General features: G+C 49.3%; 20 protein-coding genes. 8 read left to right on the top strand and 12 right to left on the bottom strand.

Annotation, left to right across the window (positions count from 1 at the left end):
* Nucleotides 1-238 precede the first annotated feature (238 nt).
* Genes BZJ17_RS10050 through BZJ17_RS10040 form a run of 3 tightly spaced genes read left to right on the top strand, consistent with a single transcriptional unit; the run spans nt 239 to nt 5075 of the window.
* Nucleotides 239-2173 carry a PrkA family serine protein kinase gene (locus tag BZJ17_RS10050; RefSeq protein ID WP_077640609.1) on the top strand — a complete coding sequence of 645 codons (1935 nt, stop codon included), beginning with the start codon at nt 239-241 and terminating at the stop codon, nt 2171-2173.
* A gap of 41 nt (nt 2174-2214) precedes the next feature.
* The gene (locus BZJ17_RS10045) at nt 2215-3489 is read left to right on the top strand and encodes a YeaH/YhbH family protein (RefSeq protein ID WP_069590011.1); all 1275 of its coding nucleotides are present in this window, start codon (nt 2215-2217) and stop codon (nt 3487-3489) included.
* Nucleotides 3490-3530: 41 nt separating this feature from the next.
* Nucleotides 3531-5075: a SpoVR family protein gene (locus tag BZJ17_RS10040; protein WP_077640608.1), complete on the top strand. Its 1545-nt coding sequence runs from the start codon at nt 3531-3533 to the stop codon at nt 5073-5075.
* A 127-nt stretch (nt 5076-5202) separates the two neighbouring features.
* Here the strand turns inward: BZJ17_RS10040 and fadR are convergent, their stop codons facing one another.
* Nucleotides 5203-6054: a fatty acid metabolism transcriptional regulator FadR gene (gene fadR, locus BZJ17_RS10035; RefSeq protein WP_069590007.1), complete on the bottom strand. Its 852-nt coding sequence runs from the start codon at nt 6052-6054 to the stop codon at nt 5203-5205.
* A gap of 405 nt (nt 6055-6459) precedes the next feature.
* Here fadR and nhaB point away from each other — a divergent pair, with 405 nt between their 5' ends.
* The gene (gene nhaB / locus BZJ17_RS10030) at nt 6460-8040 is read left to right on the top strand and encodes a Na(+)/H(+) antiporter NhaB (RefSeq protein ID WP_077640619.1); all 1581 of its coding nucleotides are present in this window, start codon (nt 6460-6462) and stop codon (nt 8038-8040) included.
* A gap of 91 nt (nt 8041-8131) precedes the next feature.
* Nucleotides 8132-8671, top strand: coding sequence for a disulfide bond formation protein DsbB (dsbB, locus tag BZJ17_RS10025; RefSeq protein ID WP_077640607.1), 540 nt, complete (start codon nt 8132-8134; stop codon nt 8669-8671).
* 49 nt (nt 8672-8720) lie between these two features.
* On the opposite strand, the gene BZJ17_RS10020 is transcribed toward dsbB, so the two are convergent.
* The 9 genes from BZJ17_RS10020 to BZJ17_RS09980 form a co-directional block, all read right to left on the bottom strand.
* Complete coding sequence (locus BZJ17_RS10020; RefSeq protein ID WP_077455714.1) at nt 8721-9146, bottom strand: (deoxy)nucleoside triphosphate pyrophosphohydrolase; 426 nt, start codon at nt 9144-9146, stop codon at nt 8721-8723.
* Nucleotides 9147-9165: 19 nt separating this feature from the next.
* Nucleotides 9166-9798 carry an SEC-C metal-binding domain-containing protein gene (locus BZJ17_RS10015; RefSeq protein WP_077640606.1) on the bottom strand — a complete coding sequence of 211 codons (633 nt, stop codon included), beginning with the start codon at nt 9796-9798 and terminating at the stop codon, nt 9166-9168.
* Nucleotides 9786-10790, bottom strand: a complete 1005-nt coding sequence (dusC, locus tag BZJ17_RS10010) for a tRNA dihydrouridine(16) synthase DusC (protein ID WP_077640605.1) — start codon at nt 10788-10790, stop codon at nt 9786-9788. Before dusC ends, BZJ17_RS10015 begins: the two co-directional genes overlap by 13 nt.
* A 120-nt stretch (nt 10791-10910) precedes the next feature.
* Nucleotides 10911-11642, bottom strand: coding sequence for a DsbA family protein (locus tag BZJ17_RS10005; protein WP_077640604.1), 732 nt, complete (start codon nt 11640-11642; stop codon nt 10911-10913).
* 29 nt (nt 11643-11671) lie between these two features.
* Nucleotides 11672-12190, bottom strand: coding sequence for a protein disulfide oxidoreductase (locus BZJ17_RS10000; RefSeq protein WP_074212211.1), 519 nt, complete (start codon nt 12188-12190; stop codon nt 11672-11674).
* Nucleotides 12187-14310: a protein-disulfide reductase DsbD domain-containing protein gene (locus BZJ17_RS09995; protein ID WP_077640603.1), complete on the bottom strand. Its 2124-nt coding sequence runs from the start codon at nt 14308-14310 to the stop codon at nt 12187-12189. The genes BZJ17_RS10000 and BZJ17_RS09995 overlap by 4 nt, the downstream gene beginning before the upstream one ends.
* Before the next feature lie 49 nt (nt 14311-14359).
* Entirely contained in the window at nt 14360-14719 is a 360-nt protein-coding gene (locus tag BZJ17_RS09990) for a hypothetical protein (protein ID WP_077455709.1), read from the bottom strand.
* A gap of 125 nt (nt 14720-14844) precedes the next feature.
* Nucleotides 14845-15609 carry a glutathione S-transferase family protein gene (locus BZJ17_RS09985; RefSeq protein ID WP_077640602.1) on the bottom strand — a complete coding sequence of 255 codons (765 nt, stop codon included), beginning with the start codon at nt 15607-15609 and terminating at the stop codon, nt 14845-14847.
* Nucleotides 15610-15670: 61 nt separating this feature from the next.
* Entirely contained in the window at nt 15671-16237 is a 567-nt protein-coding gene (locus BZJ17_RS09980; protein ID WP_077640601.1) for a cytochrome b, read from the bottom strand.
* Between the two features lie 127 nt (nt 16238-16364).
* Here BZJ17_RS09980 and BZJ17_RS09975 point away from each other — a divergent pair, with 127 nt between their 5' ends.
* Entirely contained in the window at nt 16365-17270 is a 906-nt protein-coding gene (locus BZJ17_RS09975) for a LysR family transcriptional regulator (protein ID WP_077606911.1), read from the top strand.
* Nucleotides 17271-17382: 112 nt separating this feature from the next.
* Here BZJ17_RS09975 and BZJ17_RS09970 read toward each other — a convergent pair whose 3' ends face one another.
* The gene (locus BZJ17_RS09970; RefSeq protein WP_077640600.1) at nt 17383-17805 is read right to left on the bottom strand and encodes a YcgN family cysteine cluster protein; all 423 of its coding nucleotides are present in this window, start codon (nt 17803-17805) and stop codon (nt 17383-17385) included.
* Between the two features lie 164 nt (nt 17806-17969).
* Between BZJ17_RS09970 and BZJ17_RS09965 the strand changes: the two genes are divergently transcribed.
* Nucleotides 17970-18236: a YkgJ family cysteine cluster protein gene (locus BZJ17_RS09965; protein ID WP_077640599.1), complete on the top strand. Its 267-nt coding sequence runs from the start codon at nt 17970-17972 to the stop codon at nt 18234-18236.
* 56 nt (nt 18237-18292) lie between these two features.
* On the opposite strand, the gene BZJ17_RS09960 is transcribed toward BZJ17_RS09965, so the two are convergent.
* Complete coding sequence (locus BZJ17_RS09960; protein WP_077640598.1) at nt 18293-19156, bottom strand: TIM44-like domain-containing protein; 864 nt, start codon at nt 19154-19156, stop codon at nt 18293-18295.
* A gap of 201 nt (nt 19157-19357) precedes the next feature.
* Here BZJ17_RS09960 and BZJ17_RS09955 point away from each other — a divergent pair, with 201 nt between their 5' ends.
* Nucleotides 19358-19753: a TM2 domain-containing protein gene (locus tag BZJ17_RS09955; protein WP_074212203.1), complete on the top strand. Its 396-nt coding sequence runs from the start codon at nt 19358-19360 to the stop codon at nt 19751-19753.
* Nucleotides 19754-19848 lie beyond the last annotated feature (95 nt).

Raw genomic sequence — 19848 nt, 5'->3', positions numbered from 1 at the left:
CATCACTGATATTACCCTCTCAACGTGACAGCCTACTACAACAACTTGAATCTAAGCTGTCTTGCAAGTGGCTATTTGATTTACCTATCAATGGTAGGGGAAAAAATATCGAAAAAACAATCAATTCTTTCACGCAAAAACGTGGATTGGGGTCTAACATTATTATGAGGAAAAGGGAAATTCAGCCAAAGGACCACCTTTTCTTTATGAGTTATCAGACGATTTAGGGGGCAGGACCATGACTATTTTCGATCATTATCGTCAGCGTTACGAAGATGCAAAAGACGAAGAATTGAGCCTTCAGGAGTTCTTGGATCTGTGCCGAGACGATCGCAGCGCTTATGCCAATGCCGCCGAGCGCCTGTTGATGGCCATCGGTGAACCAGAGAASATTGACACCTCCCTCGACCCACGGCTCAGTCGTATTTTCTCCAACCGTGTTATTTCACGCTATAAGACCTTTGAAGACTTTTATGGCATGGAAGAGTCGATTGAGCAAATCGTCTCCTACCTCAAACACGCCGCGCAAGGGCTGGAAGAACGCAAACAGATCCTTTACTTACTCGGCCCTGTCGGCGGCGGTAAATCCTCGCTTGCTGAAAAACTGAAAAGCTTGATGCAGCAAGTACCGATTTACGTGCTAACCGCGAACGGAGAACGCAGTCCGGTCAATGATCATCCTTTCTGCCTTTTTGATGCTGAAGAGGATGGTCACCTGCTAGAAAAAGAGTACGGTGTCCCGCAGCGTTATATTCGTAGCATTATGTCGCCTTGGGCCGCTAAGCGACTTAAAGAGTTTGGTGGCGATATCAGTCAATTTAAAGTCGTGAAGGTTCGCCCCTCAGTGCTCAACCAAGTCGCCGTGGCGAAAACCGAGCCCGGGGATGAAAACAACCAGGATATTTCCTCCTTGGTGGGCAAGGTCGATATCCGTCAGCTCGAACACTTTTCGCAAGACGATCCTGATGCGTATTCCTACTCTGGCGCACTGTGTAAGGCCAATCAGGGATTGATGGAGTTTGTGGAAATGTTCAAAGCACCAATCAAGGTGCTACATCCCTTATTGACCGCGACGCAAGAGGGTAACTACAACGGGACCGAAGGTCTGTCTGCCCTGCCGTTTGATGGCATCATTCTCGCTCACTCCAACGAATCGGAATGGCAGTCATTCCGCAACAACAAAAACAATGAAGCATTCCTCGACCGTGTTTACATCGTCAAGGTGCCTTATTGCTTACGCGTCTCCGAAGAGATCCGTATTTACGACAAACTCTTGTCGCACAGTGAGCTAAAACAAGCGCCTTGTTCACCAAGTACGCTAGATATTCTCGCTCGCTTTACGGTGCTTTCTCGCTTGAAAGATCCTGAGAACTCGTCCATTTATTCGAAAATGCGCGTCTACGACGGTGAAACCCTCAAAGACACCGATCCCAAAGCGAAGTCGTACCAAGAGTACCGCGATTACGCCGGGGTCGATGAAGGCATGGATGGGCTCTCAACCCGCTTTGCGTTCAAGATCCTGTCTCGTGTGTTTAACTTTGACCACGCAGAAGTCGCCGCAAACCCGGTCCACCTCTTTTACGTCCTTGAGCAACAAATTGAACGTGAGCAATTCCCACAAGAAATTGCAGAGCGTTACCTCGAGCACCTAAAAGGCTATCTAATCCCGAAATATATCGAGTTTATCGGCAAAGAAATTCAAACGGCGTATCTCGAGTCTTACTCGGAATATGGCCAGAATATCTTTGACCGCTACGTAACTTATGCAGACTTTTGGATTCAAGACCAAGAGTTCCGCGACCCAGACACTGGCCAACTGTTCGATCGCTCGGCGCTCAATAGCGAACTGGAGAAAATTGAGAAGCCTGCCGGGATCAGCAACCCGAAAGACTTCCGTAACGAGATCGTCAATTTCGTCCTACGTGCACGTGCCAATAATGAGGGCAAAAACCCTGCTTGGACCAGCTACGAGAAGCTGAAAACGGTCATCGAGAAGAAAATGTTCTCCAATACCGAAGACTTGCTACCGGTGATTTCATTTAACACCAAAACGTCTAGCGACGAGCAGAAAAAACACGACGACTTTGTCGCTCGTATGATGGAAAAAGGATATACCCGCAAGCAGGTTCGCTTGCTATCTGAATGGTATTTGCGCGTACGTAAATCGTCGTAGCACATCCCTTTCAGGGCGGACACACGTGACGGGAGAGAGTTATGGCGCATTTTATTGATCGTCGGCTCAATGGCAAAAATAAAAGCACCGTCAATCGACAGCGCTTTTTACGCCGCCACAAAAGGCAGATAAAAGAGTCAATCGCCGACGCCGTCAACAACCGGTCAATCACTGATGTCGAAAGTGGCGAGGATATTTCGATTCCATCACGCGACATCCGTGAACCGACCTTTCACCAAGGCAAAGGAGGACAGCGTGATGCTGTCCATCCTGGCAACGACCAATTTAGCCCCGGCGATCGTATTGCACGCCCCCCCGGTGGTGAAGGCGGTGGTGGCGCAGGTGACGGACAAGCCAGTCCAGACGGTGAAGGCCAAGACGATTTTGTCTTCCAAATTTCGAAAGATGAGTATCTCGATTTGTTGTTTGAAGATCTCGAGCTACCCAATCTGAAGAAAAATCAAATGCAAAAAATGGTGGAGTATAAGACCCACCGAGCGGGGTATACCTCTAATGGTGTGCCCTCGAATATCGCCATTGTGCGCTCATTGCAAAACTCGTTGGCGCGTCGCACCGCGATGTCTGCGAGCAAGCGCCGAGAGCTGGCAGAGCTAGAGGAAGCGCTTGAAAGCTTGCGTCACTCTGAGCCAGCACAGCCTTTGGAGATGAAGCGACTTGAAGAGGAAATTGCAGCACTGAAAAGCAAGATCGCCGCGGTACCTTTTATTGATACCTTCGATCTTCGCTATAAAAACTACGAAAAACGGCCACAGCCCAGTAGCCAAGCGGTGATGTTTTGTCTGATGGACGTGTCAGGGTCAATGGATCAGGCGACTAAAGATATCGCAAAACGCTTTTATATCTTGTTGTATCTGTTCCTAACCCGTACCTACAAAAATGTAGAGGTGGTCTTTATTCGCCATCATACCCAAGCAAAAGAAGTCGATGAACACGAATTCTTTTACTCGCAAGAAACCGGCGGCACCATTGTCTCCAGTGCATTGCGCTTGATGGATGAGATCATCAAAGACAGGTACAACCCCACAGAGTGGAACGTGTATGCCGCCCAAGCGTCTGACGGCGACAACTGGGCAGACGATTCACCGGGTTGTCGTGAGCTACTGCAGAAAAGCTTACTGCCGGTCAGCCGCTATTACGCCTATATCGAGATTACGCGCCGCGCGCATCAAACGTTATGGCGTGAATATGAGGCACTCGCGGAAAGCCATGACAACTTTGCGATGCAGAATATTCGCTCGGCGGAAGATATCTTCCCCGTGTTCCGCGAATTGTTTAAGCGTCAGGTCGAAGCCTGACGCCATCTCTGCATCGGTATGTTTTTTCAGGGAGATTAGGTATGGCTGTCACTAAAGGCAAACGTAAGACGCCGCTCCATGATGGGCCGGATTGGACCTTTGATCTGCTTGAGCAGTATCACAAGGAAATTAAACGCGTTGCCGAGCACTACAGGCTCGATACCTACGCCAACCAGATTGAAATTATCGCTGCCGAGCAAATGATGGATGCTTACTCAAGCGTCGGCATGCCGATTAATTATAATCACTGGTCATTTGGCAAAAAATTTATCGAGACCGAACGTCACTATAAGCACGGCTATATGGGGCTTGCCTATGAGATAGTGATCAATTCAGACCCTTGTATTGCCTATTTAATGGAAGAAAACACCATCACCATGCAAGCCTTGGTGATGGCACATGCCTGTTATGGCCACAACTCTTTTTTTAAGGGCAACTATCTATTCCAAACTTGGACCGACGCCGGTTCGATCATCGACTATCTGCTGTTTGCGAAAAACTACATCAGTGAATGCGAAGAGAAGTATGGCCTCGCCGAAGTCGAAAACTTGCTCGACTCTTGCCATGCGCTGATGAATTACGGGGTAGACAGATACAAGCGTCCGCAGAAAATCTCTCTCGCTGAAGAAAAAGCGCGACAAAAAGCCCGCGAAGACTACCTACAAACCCAAGTGAATGAACTGTGGCGTACCATTCCGGGCGGCAAGAAAGAACAGGAGCAAGAGACACGGCGCTTCCCCGCCGAGCCGCAGGAAAATCTGTTGTATTTCTTTGAGAAACACTCGCCATTGCTAGAGCCGTGGCAGCGTGAAATCGTGCGTATCGTGCGCAAGATTAGCCAGTATTTTTATCCACAAAAGCAAACTCAGGTGATGAATGAGGGCTGGGCAACCTTCTGGCACTACACCATTTTGAATCATCTCTACGATGAGGGCTTGGTGACGGATAGCTTTATCATGGAGTTTTTACACAGCCATACCAACGTGGTCGCACAGCCGCCTTACAACAGCCAGTATTATTCAGGGATCAATCCCTATGCCCTCGGGTTTGCCATGTTCCAAGACATTCGCCGAATGTGTGAAAACCCAACCGAAGAAGATAAGTACTGGTTCCCAGAGATTGCAGGCAAAGATTGGCTCGATACGGTGCATTTTGCGATGGCGAACTTTAAAGACGAGAGCTTTATCAGCCAGTTTTTATCGCCCAAGGTCATGCGCGATATGAAGCTTTTCGCCGTCAATGATGACGATAAGCAAAGTTACATCGAAGTCACCAGTATTCACAATGAACAAGGTTACCGCCAGCTGAGAGAAAAACTCTCTGCTCAATATAACCTCAGTAATCGTGAACCCAACATCCAAGTCTATGATGTAGACTTACGCGGTAATCGGTCACTCACCCTGCGCTATGTGCCTCATAACCGCATCCCATTAGCCAATTCCTATGAGGAAGTGCTGAAACATGTCCATCGACTCTGGGGATTTGAAGTGATCCTCGAAGAGGAAACCAGTGAAGGACGAGGGAAAATACTGAGTAGCTGTCCGAAACGGCCGCAATTTGACCCAGACATGTTAGTCGGAAGCTAGTCTTGCCACCTGTCCCGTCCTAAGATAGATAGACAAAAAAGCCAGAGGCACAAGGCCTCTGGCTTTTTACTGTTTAAACCAATGAGGCGCAAAACAGCATTACACCTCGCTTGAAGCTATGCGTCGGTTAGGCCTCTTCTTCGGCCATATTGGCCGCAATGGTTTCACGATTGCCAAACCACAATGCACCACTTTCACGACCGTACTGCTTCACTCGATCGCTGATGGCATTATGTTGATTGTTTTCAATCAAACCGCGCAAGTCACTGTAGAAGCGTAATGCAATCTCACACGCACGGCGATCCATAAAGTAGTAGCCACCCACTCGCGAATAAATCTGACGCATACCATTAATGGTCAATACATACACTTTATTGCCAGAATAATGTGCCATGCCTTGGAACAGCATGTAGTCGAAGTGGTTAAAGGCACGTCCCATTGAGATCCGCTCACACAGTGCGGGATCTTGTTTGCCGTACTTATCTTGAATCTTCTTGACGTCTTTAAGCACCTCGGCTTGCTCATCAATCAAGGCGATAAACTGTTCAAAGCTCTCACTTTCAAGCACTTGCTCACAGCGTTTAATCACATGATCGATAAGATTAATACACTCTTGCGGGCGATTTTTTGCCGCATAGCGCATATAAACACCGCTAATATCGGTGCGTGCAGCCAGCAGGTCTTCCAGCACACCGTGGACATCTTGGCCTTCCAACGTCACCAACGTATCGAGAATACTCAGCCCAGACGTGCGCATATAATCGTTTACACGGGTTGGTTTGCCATGTTGGATAGTTAACCAACCATCGCGCGCTAAGCGCTGCAAGACTTCACGTAATGTGGTTCGGGTCACACCGATAAGCTCTGATAATTCACGCTCAGCCGGTAGAATCGACCCTTTCGGGAAGTGATTATTCCAAATACTTTCAATTATATATTTTTCAGCAAACGTTGCTGGGCTATCCGCCTTTATAACCATTGAATCTTAATTCCAATTTGCTTCTTGCTCTGATTAATAACTCATCATACCACTAGTCTTTTCAGGCAGAAACCGCTACGTGTTTTCAGGGCCAATGAAGTGACATCCTGCAGATTTTTGTACCAGATCAATGAAAATCTGGGCATAATTCGCAAAATTATGTCATACAAGATGTAACAAAGTATGTCTAAGGCAAAATAGCGCACATCCGTCATGCAGTTGCGACCAACCGCCTACGCTGCTCGCCATTGCCGAACACCGAATTTGTACAGTGACCCGCTCCTCGTACTGGATCCATCGCTCTCTCAAACGGGCTGCTATGGTTTCTGTGTACGTGTGTTTTCTCGCCATGCGCCGCCTGTACGATGCATACATAACCATGAGACTTTCACTATGGCTAAGACCATGACACTCAGAACCGCGTTTTTGAAGAACTTTCTCGGTAAAGCGCCAGATTGGTACAAACTGGCCATTGTCGCCTTTTTAATTATCAACCCAATTGTATTCTCGATTGACCCCTTCATTGCCGGCTGGCTACTGGTGGTCGAATTCATTTTCACCTTAGCCATGGCGCTAAAATGCTATCCTCTGCAACCGGGCGGTCTGCTTGCGATTGAGGCCGTCGCTATCGGTATGACAAGCCCCGCGCAAGTAAAGCATGAATTGGTTGCCAATGTTGAAGTCTTGCTGCTACTGGTCTTTATGGTGGCAGGGATTTACTTTATGAAGCAGCTGTTGCTGTATATTTTCACCAAAATCTTATTGGGAATCCGTTCCAAAATTGCACTCTCTCTCGCGTTTTGTGTCGCGGCGGCGACGCTATCCGCCTTTTTGGATGCCCTCACCGTGATTGCCGTGGTCATTAGTGTCGCCGTGGGCTTTTACTCGATTTATCACCGCGTTGCCTCAGGAAAAGAATTTGGCGCCGCGCATGACCACACTACAGATGAGAGCCTGAGTGATGATCTCAGTCGCAACGATCTGGAAAATTATCGCGCCTTCTTGCGCAGCCTACTGATGCATGCGGGCGTGGGTACCGCGCTCGGTGGCGTCATGACCATGGTAGGTGAACCTCAGAACCTGATTATTGCCGATCAAGCTGGCTGGCATTTTGGTGAGTTTATTCTGCGGATGGCACCAGTGACCCTGCCGGTCTTTGTCGCAGGCCTCCTCACCTGTGTGTTGGTGGAAAAGTTACGTCTATTCGGATACGGCGCACAGCTTCCAGATAACGTCCTTAAGATTCTGGTGGAATACGATAAAGCACAACGCGCCAAACGCACGCCACAAGATGTGGCTAAACTGGTGGTTCAAGCGTTGATCGCCGTTTGGTTGATTGCCGCCCTTGCCCTTCATTTAGCCGCAGTCGGCTTGATTGGTCTCAGCATTATCATCTTGGCAACCGCATTTACCGGGGTGATCGATGAACACCACATCGGCAAAGCATTTGAAGAGGCACTGCCCTTTACCGCGCTGTTGGCGGTGTTCTTCTCGGTAGTCGCCGTGATTATCGACCAACACTTATTTGCGCCTGTGATCGATCTCGTCCTGTCGTTGGAGGGCCATATGCAGCTCACCATGTTCTATATCGCGAACGGGTTGCTGTCGATGGTGTCTGATAATGTCTTCGTCGGCACTGTGTACATTAATGAAGTGAAATCCGCGCTTATTAACGGCGTTATCGACCGTGAACAATTCGACATGCTGGCCGTCGCCATTAATACTGGGACAAACCTGCCTTCGGTCGCCACTCCGAATGGTCAAGCCGCCTTCTTGTTTTTGCTCACCTCCACATTGGCACCGTTACTTCGCCTCTCCTACGGACGCATGGTCTATATGGCATTGCCTTACACCATCGTAATGGGCCTACTCGGCGTGGTGGGGATCGAGTTTTTCTTGGTGCCGGCCACTGAATGGATGCTACATCAAGGATGGATTTCTGAAACCATTCATATGACCCAACAAGCCTTACCGAGTGCGCACTAACGCACTTCTACCATTGACCTTAGGCTCAACAAACGATTGAATAGCAAGGCCCTGTTTAGGGCCTTCTTTTGTATCAGGAGTAATTTGAGTTATGTGGCGCGCCTTAAACCAGTTTTCTCGCAGTCGTTTTTCTTGGCTGCTGTTGCTCGTGAGTGTTGTCGGTCTTGAGGCTACAGCGCTGTATTTCCAATATCACCAATCACTCGCGCCTTGTGTGATGTGTATTTATGAACGGGTTGCACTGTTTGGCGTGGGAGCAGCCGCACTGGTTGGCGTGATTGCGCCGCAAAATGCTGCATTACGCACCTTGGGGTTACTCGGCTATGGGGTGACCGCTGCCTGGGGGCTAAAACTGGCACTTGAGCATGTCAGTTACCAATTTCCGGATCCGAATCAACTGTTCGGCCCGACGTGTGATGTCGCGGTGAACTTCCCGGCTTGGGCCCCACTCAATCAATGGCTTCCACAGGTATTTGAAGCTTATGGTGATTGCAGCAAGGTGGTATGGCAATGGCTTGGCTTTTCGATGCCACAATGGTTGGTAGGTATTTTCTCGGCAATGCTGGTAGTGTGGGGGTTAGTCATCATCGCCCAATTTATTGGCCGACCACCGCGCCGTATCTTTTCTTAGTAACCTTGACGCGCCGCCTCCAAATCGAGGGCGGCGCATCTGCAGCCACTTAGGCTTCGCAGACGATTTGCGTATCGGCTTGTAGCTTAGCTAGTAAAGGTCTATCCGCTGCACTAAATACCGCGGGATCGAGTCGGTTTGGTTCGCTCCAGTGAATGGCCTGATGACTCAGGGCTTCAGGCTCTCCCTTGGCGAGGGTGCACCAATAGCTACACAACAAAATGCGCTTATCACCGTAGTCATATTCTGTTTCGACAATCGGCGCGCCGACGGCTACCGTCACTCCCAGCTCTTCTTTTAGCTCACGCGCGAGGGCTTGTTGATCGCTTTCATCCGCTTCTACTTTACCCCCCGGAAATTCCCACCAGCTAATGTAGGCCTTGTCTGGGTGGCGCTGAGCAACAAGCACTTGGTTTGCTTGCCCAATCACACCGGCGACCACACGAATCGCCGCTTGCGTGTTTACTTGCGTCATCGTTCTCTCCTGCAATCGCTTATCGCCCACAACACTTTTTAAACTTGGTGCCACTGCCACACGGACAAGGATCGTTGCGCCCTACCGACTTAAACGGGTTAATTTGATGGGCGCCATGGCTGCCTTGCTGCACTTCATCTGCAGCTTTGGCGACCTCTTGGATCATTAGGTCCAATTGGTCGATGTAGCGACCGGGCTCAATATCTAAGCCAACTTCTTTCATTTGCGCCAGCGTCCCCGCCTCGTCATGCAGCAACAGCATCGAGGTCACCAGTGCAGATAACATGCGGCGACTTCCATCGCCGACGGTAGCCTCTTGCCAATGCGGCTCAACATAAGGCCATACCGCAAGAAAACCTTCGGCAAACGCTTGAGCCGGTTCGCTACGTAACGACAGCATCAACGCGTCTGGCAACTCATAGTCGTTGCGCATGAGGGCGTGATACTGCACGTCAAGATGCGCAAGGATCGTCTTTTTATCGGCGTCAGGTAAATGGACATCGTCTTCATCAAGGCCTGCCGTCATCAATACCGATAACCATGTGTCCGGTGATAGCGGTGCGGGACAGATATTGGCGGCCAGCAGGGCACCTTCTACAAAGCTGGCTGGCATGCCTTCCCATTCAGAAGAAAGCGTGATTAGTGTTGACATTCTGTCTCCCGTATCTGTTGAGTCGCGTCAGCGAGGCGAGCGTTATCCAGCTCACGCACTATCTCATCAGCGCGATTGAGCACACGAATCGCTTTAAAACAAGCCTCTGCTTGCGGATAGTACTGACGTAAATATTTGAACCACTGTTTTATTCGGTTCGGGAAATACTGGCCCTTATCACCTTGTAGCTCGAGTTCGGTATAGCGTACCAATAACGTAAGCACGTCTGTCCACGCCATTGGTGCAACATTGTCTCGAATGTGGGCGCCAAGGTTGGGCATGTTCAGGGCACCACGACAAACCATTAAGGTGTCGCACCCCGTGATGGCTTGGCAGCGTAGCGCATCCTCTCGGTGCCAAATATCGCCATTCGCGGTGACAGGAATAGGCAGTTGTTGATTTATCTCTGCGATCAAATCCCAACGAATGGTACCCGCTTTGTAGCCATCACGCTTAGTTCGCCCGTGGACAACAAGCTCAGAGGCACCAGCTTGGTATACCGCATCAGCAATCTCCGGGTAGTCATCCAAATCGTTGTAGCCAAGACGAATTTTGGCACTCACCACATGGGCTGAGTCCACCGCATCGCGTACCGCTTTCACCACATCAAACATATGCTCTGGGGTCTTGAGCAAGGCCGCACCACCTCGGTTGCCATTCACCGTTTTTGACGGACAGCCAAAATTAATATCTATCCCGTGGGAGCCAAGCTCAATGGCTCGGACGGCATTGCGCGCCATCGACACCGGATCTTGTCCCAACAGCTGCACACGCACCGGCGTGCCGGCGGCGGTGACGCCTCCTTGATGCAATTCAGGGCACAAGCGATAAAAGACCTTCTCGGGTAAACGCTGATCGACCACACGCACAAATTCCGTCACACAGAGACTGTAATGATTAATCTCCGTGAGCAGGTTTCTCATTAAGGGATCGAGTACCCCTTCCATTGGGCCTAAAACCACGCGAGGGGCAGATGGATATGTTTGACTCATGCCATGACCTTTACCAGTAAGGCGCGCTATTTTGCCAGCTTTTGCCGCAAAGCGCAGCTAACAAAAAAAGCCAGTCAAAATATGACTGGCTTTCATACTGTTAGCATTAGTGGTACAGACCTAGCCCTCAGCCTTCGCTGCCTCAACCATGGCCTCTAGCTGCGGATAAGGTAAATAGCCCGGCGCGACTTGATCGCCAATGATCATCGCTGGCGTGCCACGCAGCCCCAGCTCAACAAAGGCTCGGTAGTTATCCGCCACCGCTTTTCCTGTTTCTTCTGGCATTTTTAGCCATTGCTCGGTCTTGGTTTTCTTGGCGATTTTCTCTAGCGAGCGCGCATCATGCATACCACGCTTTTTCATCAGCAACTCATGAACTTGTGCAAAAGCTTCTGGCTGTTCTAGCCATACATTCATGGCATATACCGCAGAGTTGGTGCCCAGCTCATCAATGGTTTGTTGTTTAAGTGGCACGGCAATATTGATGACTTTGACATCATCATGCGCGGCCACCAGTTTTTGCAGTTCATCTTCCAACTTTTTACAGTACGGGCAGTTGTAGTCCATAAAGTTCACCACAGTGACGGTTGGATTTTCAGCGCCAATCCAGCTGTGGGTCTTAGACTCAAACCAGTCGCGACGTTTGGCAAGGTTCTGCTTAAACGTCTGCTGCTGCTCAACAAACTTCTGCAAACTCTGATTAAGGTTGGCAATTAGCTTGGGGTTATCTTCCAACAAGCTAACAATTTCATCCAGTTGCGCTTGCTGTGTATCGCTTAAATTCTTGGCGCTAGTAGGCATGGCTAGCATCATGAGCGCAACACATGGCGCGATATAACGAGTGAAGGACATTGGGTTTCCTTTTTATTGATATAAATGCATTACAACAGTCTCAACCATAGGCCAAGGGGCGTGGTGAATCCGGTTGTAATTGAAGTAATTTTTCCTTGTTCGATCACCATCACGGTGGGCGTTACTTTCACTGAAAAGGCATTAGAAAGCGCCCCGCTTTGATCGTTCACCACAGGAAAATCATAACCATGATGAGCAAGGTATCCGGCCACATGTTTATCCGAGCCCGAGCGTAACGCGATCGAGACCACTTGCGCATGACCACTTAGCCAATCTACCGAGGGAGTCACAAAACGGCATACCCCGCACCAACTTGCCCACACATAGACCAGCACCGGCTCTTGTTGCGACATAGCAACCAAATCTTGTTGGCGACCATCCAGCAAACGCATCGACGTCACCGGTACCTGACTGGTATCGATATCACGGCTTCGCCACCAATCGACAGCAGTGCTCGATATCAACACAAACACGATGAGCCAGCACAGATCACGCGCACCACGTTTGACCCGCTGACGCCATGACAGTTTCGTTTGATTGGCCGTCATGGTGTTTTCGCCTGCTCAATCGCGGCCATCACCGCGTTATCGGTCAAAATCACCGGCAATGCGATCCCATCAGGTGCACCCGGACCATAGACAATATTGAACGGCACGCCATAGCGCTGGTGCTTTTGCAAATACTGCGTCACGGTATCACTCGGACGGGTCCAATCACCTTGCATCGTCACTACATTCGGCGCGGTAATCGCATCATAGACGGGCGACTGTAGCATCACCCCTACTTTGTTGGCATGGCAAGTAATACACCAATCGGCGGTCACATCGACAAACACCACTTGTCCTTGTTCGACGGCGCGCGTGATTGCCGCTTCATCAAGGCTTACCCAATCTGGTTCAGGATTGAGGGGCGTTGCCCACTGCTGCGCGGTCAAGGACGCTCCTATCAACCCAAGCACAATAATAACCAGCAACCCAGCCGAGCCTTTAATTGCTGCCTGCTTACCAAGGGTCCGATATGTCAGCCACACAGTAGCAACTAGCAACAGTGTTCCCACTGCTATTGCACCTAAGACGCCAAGATAAGGCATCCATAACCAGAATAGCCACACTGTGGTGCCAGCCAGCAATAGCGCAAAGACCCGTTTGACGTGGTTCATCCACGGGCCGGGTTTTGGCAATGCGCGAGTCAGCCCTGGGAAAGCGGCGACCAACAGCCACGGCAGCGCCATACCAATCGCCAGCGCGGTAAAAATCAGCCATAGTGCCGTCAAAGAGCCGCCCAGTGCGTACGCCACAGCCGTGCCAAGGAAAGGGGCCGAACACGGTGTGGCCAGTAAGGTCGCAAACACGCCTTGCACAAAGTGACCACTGTGGGTGTGACCCCCGCGTGTTGCTAGCCACGTCTGCCAGCTTGAGGGTAAATCAATACGCAGCACGTCGAATAAGCTCAGGGCAAAGAGCCAAATCACCAGCGTCATGACCCCGATAAAGATCGGACTTTGGAACTGGATGCCCCAACCCACCGCTTGTCCTGTTAGCTTGAGCGCCATCAGTAATCCAGCAATCGCCCAGAAGGAGACGAGTATCCCAGCTGCTGAGGCCAAAAACTGGCCACGAATGACGCCACGAGTGGCGTTAGGGTTCGCAACAATGCTGTTGAGTTTGAGTCCCAGAACGGGGAGTACACAAGGCATCACATTCAGGATCAAACCGCCCAAGAGTGCAATCCCGCCAATCACCCAAATAGAAAGTCCCGCGTGTGCAACCACATGGCCTGCTCGTACCGTGATGCTATGCTCGGCGAGTAGCTGTTTATCCATGACGGTAACCTGAATCGGCTTGTCGGTAAGATTGGGGGTTTCAATCCAATTGGTTACATCAAAGGTCGCGGTCAGCGTATTGCCATCACGGTGGATACTCGGCAACCCAAAGGTGTCATCAATCACCGCCTCACCATCCACTAGGAGGTCAGGTTGCTGCCAAGCTTGGTTGCCCGTCACGGTGACGGCGAGCTGCTGTTTACTGGCATCCCAAACCGCAGAATCAAGCGTCACATTTGGGAGTGGCTTGGGCACCTGACTCATCGCTTGGTTAAACTGATACATCCGCTCGCCATCGGCCTCTAGTGCACTTGGCGTAAAGTCGAGCGAGATAGGATAGTCAGTGATCACACACACACTGGTACACGATGACAAGCGCAGCGTCGCATCCAGTGAAACCGGCTGTTGCCAGTGTTCAACATTCAATGTCAGGGGGAAAGCAACCTGCCCTTTATAGCCGAGCATGGTCAACCCGAGCTGCTCATAGCGCTTCGGCGCCGGCCAGTGCCAAGTAATCTGGTTCAGGTTTTGGCTGTCATTGATAATCAATTCGGGAGCCACGCCCCCTTCGCCGGGCGAGCGCCAGTATGTTTTCCAATCACCTTGCAAGCGGATAGAAAGTAACCCATCGAGGCGCAGCGTGTCTGGACTCCCTTGCCCAGTTAACGCTAAACGTGCCGTCACCGGCGGATGATCAGAATTTCTGAGCCAGCCGGTATCCGGAGCATTGGCTCGTGCCGTTGGAGTGAGTAGCAGTAAGCACAAAGACAATAGCGGCAGCAAGACCCAAGCTTGCCAAGCGCGACCTTGTTTAACAGTGTGCCAATAGTCATTGATTCGATTCATAAGTCTGTTCCTTGTTAAGAATAAATACGCCATTTGAAAAGCAGGCGCTTTATTCTCGGAACACACAAAAACAAAGGTGCCGTCGCCGATAGGTGGGTGGGTCGTGAGTGGGTAAGGTAATCGATACGCTCACCGTCGCCATGACCGCAAGTAGTACAATCAGCCACCAAAGTGGCGCGGGAAGCCAATCGAGCGTCAACGCGGTAGGCTGAACCAGCTGCTCAGACAGGGCACATTTTTTCCCGACCGCACTCGCATCATCACTTTGGTCTTGCATACTCAATGCTTGGCAAGCGGCTTGCACACCTGATTGCCAACTCAGTTGGTTTTGCAAGGCGCACACTGCCAGAACCCATATCGCTACCGCGAGGGCCCAGCCAGCTTTAGAACGACGTGCATACTCTTGCATTCCACCTCCTGTCGAGTTGGCAATCATTATGCCCAACAACAGAAATTAAACAATGGGTTATACCACATGGCGATATTTACACCACGTCACGTCTATGAGACTAGGTATAACTACTAATGTGCTTATTAGCCCCACCACTGATTTTGAATCTGCGCCTGTTTATAACTCTCGCGTTGCTTCATACGGTCGTAATAGTTAGCCAATAGTGGAAAATCAGCACTATTAACCCATCCTGAATAACCTAGCAACTCAAGCCTTGATAACACGACAGTCCAAATCACATCAGCTAATGAGTATTCATCACCTAGCAGGAACGACTTACCGACTAATTGTTGTTCAGCAAAGATAATAGACGCATGTGCACGCTGCTCAACCTGCTTGATATGTTGCACATCCACTCGAAATGTCTTACTGCGCTCAGAACGTGCCGCGCAATCCAAGTATATCTGCTTTAACTCAGGGTATTGCTTAGCCAGTATCAGTGACTTTTTTATACGCTTGTCTAATATTTTCTCAGATTTTTCCATCGAAGGATGGCGGGCATAGCTAAGAATCTGGAGATCAATGGTATCTGCTAGCTCAAGCAAATAATCCATTAATTGGTAGTTAGTATCACTTTGTGGCAGCAAGCTTTTTCCATTCGGAAGCGATGCGATAAATCGAATGATGTGAGCAGAGTCAGTGATCACTTCCGTTGTATCCTTTTGCCACTCAAGTGTAGGGATGACGCCTTTAGAGTTGAGTGCCAGATACCAGGGATCCAATTGTTCCTGTGAACGTAGGATGTCGATTACACGCCCAGTCCAGTCCAAACCTTTCTCTTCCAATGCCAGTCGTACCTTCATTGAGCATACTGACAAAGGGTGATGATATAATTTGAGTGTATACATACTGATATCTTGATTTTCATTGAGTTTTAGCTAGATCGGCTATGAAGGACTAGTTCCATCTCTACGATCGCGGTTTTATCGGCAGCATTCGAGGTAATAAATCGGCTTCAGGGGAATCTAAAAAACGGTGCTTAAGTGCTCCTGAAACATGCAGGAAAAGCGCCACTAATAACCCGTATACAAGAATAACATGAACTTGTTTCGCCACCCCTGCAAGCGGCAGATCTTTGTCAAATAGTGGTGGGATCTCAACAACACCAAAAAGACTGATCGAGAAGCCTGAAAAATTAGTCATGGCAATGCCGCTTAAGGGGATCATCAGCATCAATGCGTAGAGCACTAATGTAACTCCCTTAGACAAGCGCCGTTCCCAATTAGCCAAAACGTTCGGTAATTTAGGGTAAGAGCTAACATGACGCCAAATAACCCGAAACACTGCCAGCTGCATGAAGATGACGCCAAACGATTTGTGTAGCATCACCAATTGAAACCGAGTTGGATTCGACGTTTCCAGCCCTGTCATGTAGCTGCCGACTAGGATAAGCACTAATAACACCAGCGCCATACCCCAGTGGAGTCCCTTCGCAATTTTTCCATAGTAAAAACTATGATGTTGTTTCTTCGTCATAAGTCACCTTTAAAAATTTGATGAACACCCAAAGCCTGATTTCGACCGTCTTTTTTCAGGTTATTGTCTCCCAGTGAAAAGATATATAGGATTCATGTGAACTCATTGTTTACTGAGAGCGATAAATGTGAATATCCTTACTCTGATGGAAACTTTCGCAGTGGTCGTAGATTCGGGGAGTTTTACCGCTGCTGCTGACCGATTGGCACTATCCAAATCATTTGTTAGCAAGCAAGTAACGCTACTGGAGAGGGAGCTGGGCTCGCGGTTGCTGTATCGCACAACACGTAAGCTAAGCCTATCTGACGAAGGAGCCCGCTTTTACAGCCATTGCAAGCTCATCATAAAAGAGGCCGAAAGTGCGCGTGCTGAGGTGATAGACAGCCAAAACTCACCAAGGGGGAAAGTTCGAATCACCATACCTCAAAGCTTGATTATCTCAGGGCTTGGCGGGTTGCTATTTGATTTTCAAAGCCAATATCCAGATATCGAGCTAGATGTGATTGCCAGCGGACGAGTTGCTAACCTCGTTGAAGAGGGAGTTGATGTCGCTATTAGGGTTGGTCAGCTAGAGGATTCTAGTCTTATTTCACGCAAGCTTACTGATTGTACCTTCCAAACGGTCGCCTCTCCCCATTATCTGGAAACAAGAGGAGTCCCAACACAGCCAAAGGATTTAATTCAACACAACTGTCTTATCTACGGTGAATCTAAACTTAATAAAGGCTGGCCTTATCGCTTACCAAATGGTGAGCAAATTACAGTAAAAGTCTCAGGGAGCCTAACCTGTAACGATGGCAGCTTAGTCACCGATGGAGTGTGTAAGGGGATGGGGATCGGGTTTGGTCCGGATTTTCTGTTTAGAAAATATGTGGACAGCGGGGATTTACGGGTCGTATTGATAGATTATTCACTCCCACCAACAACGATATCAGCACTCTACCCTCACAACCGCCACCTAACAAGGCGGGTGCGTGTCCTAATCGATTTTTTAGCAGAACGGTTGGATGTGAAGAAAGCAAAAAGTCGCTAACCTCGACAAGTAAAGTCCCTCTCGTTGCGTGAGTTAAACCATGGTATCTGTCACTCAAACAATAAGGAGCCGAATAAAGAGCTACGTGTTAAGCGCTATACGTATCGAATCGCTATTGGATATGATCTTCCCAATCAATCACATCGATTTCGTACACCACGCTGTCTTTTACCGAGATCCCCGCTTTATGCATCGCCGCCTTTGATCCTGTGATCAGCGGGTGCCACTCGGGTAAGGGCTTATGTTCAGCCAGCAAGCGATAGGCACAGGTTTCCGGCAACCAATAAAACTCATCAATCTTATCACGGGTAAGCTTCAGGCATGACTCTTCATAAGAGAAGCGATTGGGATAATCTTTGCACGAACAGGTTTTATCATCGAGCAAACTACAAGCGACATTGGTGTAGTAAAGCTCGTCGGTCTCTTCGTCGATCAGCTTATGTAAACAGCAACGGCCACAACCGTCACATAAAGCTTCCCACTCCTCGTCGCTCATTTGCGCCAAGGTTTTTTGTTGCCAAAAAGGCGTGCTCATGATGTGTACTCTCTTATATTTTTCCGCTTTGTGGCGGTAACGACAATGCGCCGCTGTTATAACCATCATAGCGGTAAAGTGCAAGCGACCTTCCCTTCCCGACTTGGCGACAACCAACGTCAATGATAGAGTGCCTGCCCGTTTTTCTACGATACCGAGGTTTTATGCCCACTACGCCGACATTCTCGTGCCGTTTAGGCTGCGGCGCGTGTTGTATTGCCCCGAGTATTTCCTCTCCAATACCCGGTATGCCTGACGGTAAACCCGCAGGAATACGATGTGTCCAACTCGACGAGCATAATTTATGTAAACTGTTTGGTCGTCCTGAGCGACCCGCGGTGTGTAGTGCCTTTAGCGCTGACAAAGACGTGTGCGGTGAGAGTACCCAGCAAGCGTTAGATAATTTAATTTACCTCGAGGCGGCAACATAAAAAACGCCAGCCCAGTGATGAGCTAGCGTTATTGTAGCGAAACGCGTGTTCTCGCTTTAGCTTTGAATACCTACGATCAACCAAGGTGCATTGGACTGGGTCAAATCACGCTCCAGATGCCAAATATCCGAGATATCTTCTTCTACACCCTCGACACGATCACAGTAACGACCGGTGAATTTCAAACTCAGTTGGGCAGTGCGACTGTCGTAATCGGCACGCACAATCTCAGCATCCACATACATCACTTCGGTGTGTTGCTCTCCGCCTAATCGCGCACGTTCGGCGGCTAAGTCGTTATACAGCGCTGGCGTCACGTACTCTTGGATTTTCTCCAGTTCGTTATGGTTCCAAGCGCCTTGCAAAATACGGTAGTGTTCGCGCGCACCACTCAAAAAGCTTTGCATGTCGAATTGTGGCGGGAAGTTAAAGGGAACATCGGTTTGTGTTTCCCCGAAACCACCCGACGTCGCGCTAGTGTCTGTAGCATTGTTACGAAACGCTGAGGACTGTTCGTGATAATAGCCTTTGTTTTGTCCCGCGTAAGCGGGCCCTTGCGCCTGAGCACTGGCTTTGGCCTGTGTCATGCCCCGCAAGAACTTCATAATCAGGTAGGCAATTAAACCAAGGATTAAGATATCCATAAATTGGATACCCTCAAAGGCACCACCAAAAAAGGCCGCCAACAAACCACCGGCGAGTAAGCCGCCGAGTAAACCACCCATCAAGCCTTTTTTACTGCTGCTTTTGGTCGGGCTTTGTTTGATGGTGTTGGTATCGGTTGTTTTTTGCTTAGGGGCGGGGGCGGTTTTAAAGCTTTTGCCAAATGACTTACCGCCACCAAAGCGCTTGGCTTCTGCGTAAGGCGCTGAAACAACGAAGACAAACATCAACGCTGCGACAGAGAGTAATTTTTTCATGATTGCTTCATCTGTGGTTTATGACTGATGTCATGCTAGAGTGTCTGGAAGTGAAGTCAATCCTATGACTGACATTAATTGTTACCAAACGTCACCACCGGATTCGGGAACCATCGCGAAGTTTGGCGCACTCAAGGAACCATTTACGCTGTCACGACTCCAAGCTCACAACGCATTTATTTACATTGATAGGACTGGACCATGAATGATACCCACAGCAAGTTTATCGGTTATCTGCTTTGGATCTTTGGCTTTCTTGGCGCACACCGTTTTTACTATGGTAAACCTGTCACTGGGACGCTCTGGTTTTTTACCCTCGGCCTGCTCGGGATTGGCTGGATTATCGATCTCTTCTTGATCCCGCTAATGGATAAGGAAGCGGATCTACGTTTTCGTAGCGGACAAACCAATTTCACCGTCGCTTGGCTGCTGCTGACCTTTTTAGGTATCTTTGGGGTCCACCGTATGTACATGGGGAAATGGATCACTGGGGTCATTTACCTGTTTACGGGCGGTTTCTTCTTACTCGGCGTGCTATATGACTTTTGGACGTTGAATGATCAAGTCTCGATAAAAAACAGCCAAAAATTTGCCTAACGCCACTATCGACTGGCAGTAATCAATAACCGTTATTTGTCGCTGACACAGCCAATATCAGGTGTTCATACTTATTGCCAATCGCATAACCTAAT

Origin of the sequence: Salinivibrio sp. IB574 (assembly GCF_001996205.1) — a bacterium.
GTDB classification, from domain to species: domain Bacteria; phylum Pseudomonadota; class Gammaproteobacteria; order Enterobacterales; family Vibrionaceae; genus Salinivibrio; species Salinivibrio proteolyticus.
Note: the sequence above shows the minus strand (reverse complement) of the source record. Positions and strands in the feature narration are given on the sequence as shown.

Coding starts and splice junctions, on each gene's coding strand:
- BZJ17_RS09955 (WP_074212203.1), top strand. CDS start 19,358: ATGAATGATACCCACAGCAAGTTTATCGGTTATCTGCTTTGGATCTTT.
- BZJ17_RS10005 (WP_077640604.1), bottom strand. CDS start 11,642: ATGTCCTTCACTCGTTATATCGCGCCATGTGTTGCGCTCATGATGCTA.
- BZJ17_RS09970 (WP_077640600.1), bottom strand. CDS start 17,805: ATGAGCACGCCTTTTTGGCAACAAAAAACCTTGGCGCAAATGAGCGAC.
- BZJ17_RS09990 (WP_077455709.1), bottom strand. CDS start 14,719: ATGCAAGAGTATGCACGTCGTTCTAAAGCTGGCTGGGCCCTCGCGGTA.
- BZJ17_RS09995 (WP_077640603.1), bottom strand. CDS start 14,310: ATGAATCGAATCAATGACTATTGGCACACTGTTAAACAAGGTCGCGCT.
- fadR (WP_069590007.1), bottom strand. CDS start 6,054: ATGGTTATAAAGGCGGATAGCCCAGCAACGTTTGCTGAAAAATATATA.
- dusC (WP_077640605.1), bottom strand. CDS start 10,790: ATGAGTCAAACATATCCATCTGCCCCTCGCGTGGTTTTAGGCCCAATG.
- BZJ17_RS09980 (WP_077640601.1), bottom strand. CDS start 16,237: ATGACGAAGAAACAACATCATAGTTTTTACTATGGAAAAATTGCGAAG.
- BZJ17_RS09960 (WP_077640598.1), bottom strand. CDS start 19,156: ATGAAAAAATTACTCTCTGTCGCAGCGTTGATGTTTGTCTTCGTTGTT.
- BZJ17_RS10015 (WP_077640606.1), bottom strand. CDS start 9,798: ATGTCAACACTAATCACGCTTTCTTCTGAATGGGAAGGCATGCCAGCC.
- BZJ17_RS10020 (WP_077455714.1), bottom strand. CDS start 9,146: ATGACGCAAGTAAACACGCAAGCGGCGATTCGTGTGGTCGCCGGTGTG.
- BZJ17_RS09965 (WP_077640599.1), top strand. CDS start 17,970: ATGCCCACTACGCCGACATTCTCGTGCCGTTTAGGCTGCGGCGCGTGT.
- BZJ17_RS10040 (WP_077640608.1), top strand. CDS start 3,531: ATGGCTGTCACTAAAGGCAAACGTAAGACGCCGCTCCATGATGGGCCG.
- BZJ17_RS10045 (WP_069590011.1), top strand. CDS start 2,215: ATGGCGCATTTTATTGATCGTCGGCTCAATGGCAAAAATAAAAGCACC.
- dsbB (WP_077640607.1), top strand. CDS start 8,132: ATGTGGCGCGCCTTAAACCAGTTTTCTCGCAGTCGTTTTTCTTGGCTG.
- BZJ17_RS10000 (WP_074212211.1), bottom strand. CDS start 12,190: ATGACGGCCAATCAAACGAAACTGTCATGGCGTCAGCGGGTCAAACGT.
- BZJ17_RS09985 (WP_077640602.1), bottom strand. CDS start 15,609: ATGTATACACTCAAATTATATCATCACCCTTTGTCAGTATGCTCAATG.
- nhaB (WP_077640619.1), top strand. CDS start 6,460: ATGACACTCAGAACCGCGTTTTTGAAGAACTTTCTCGGTAAAGCGCCA.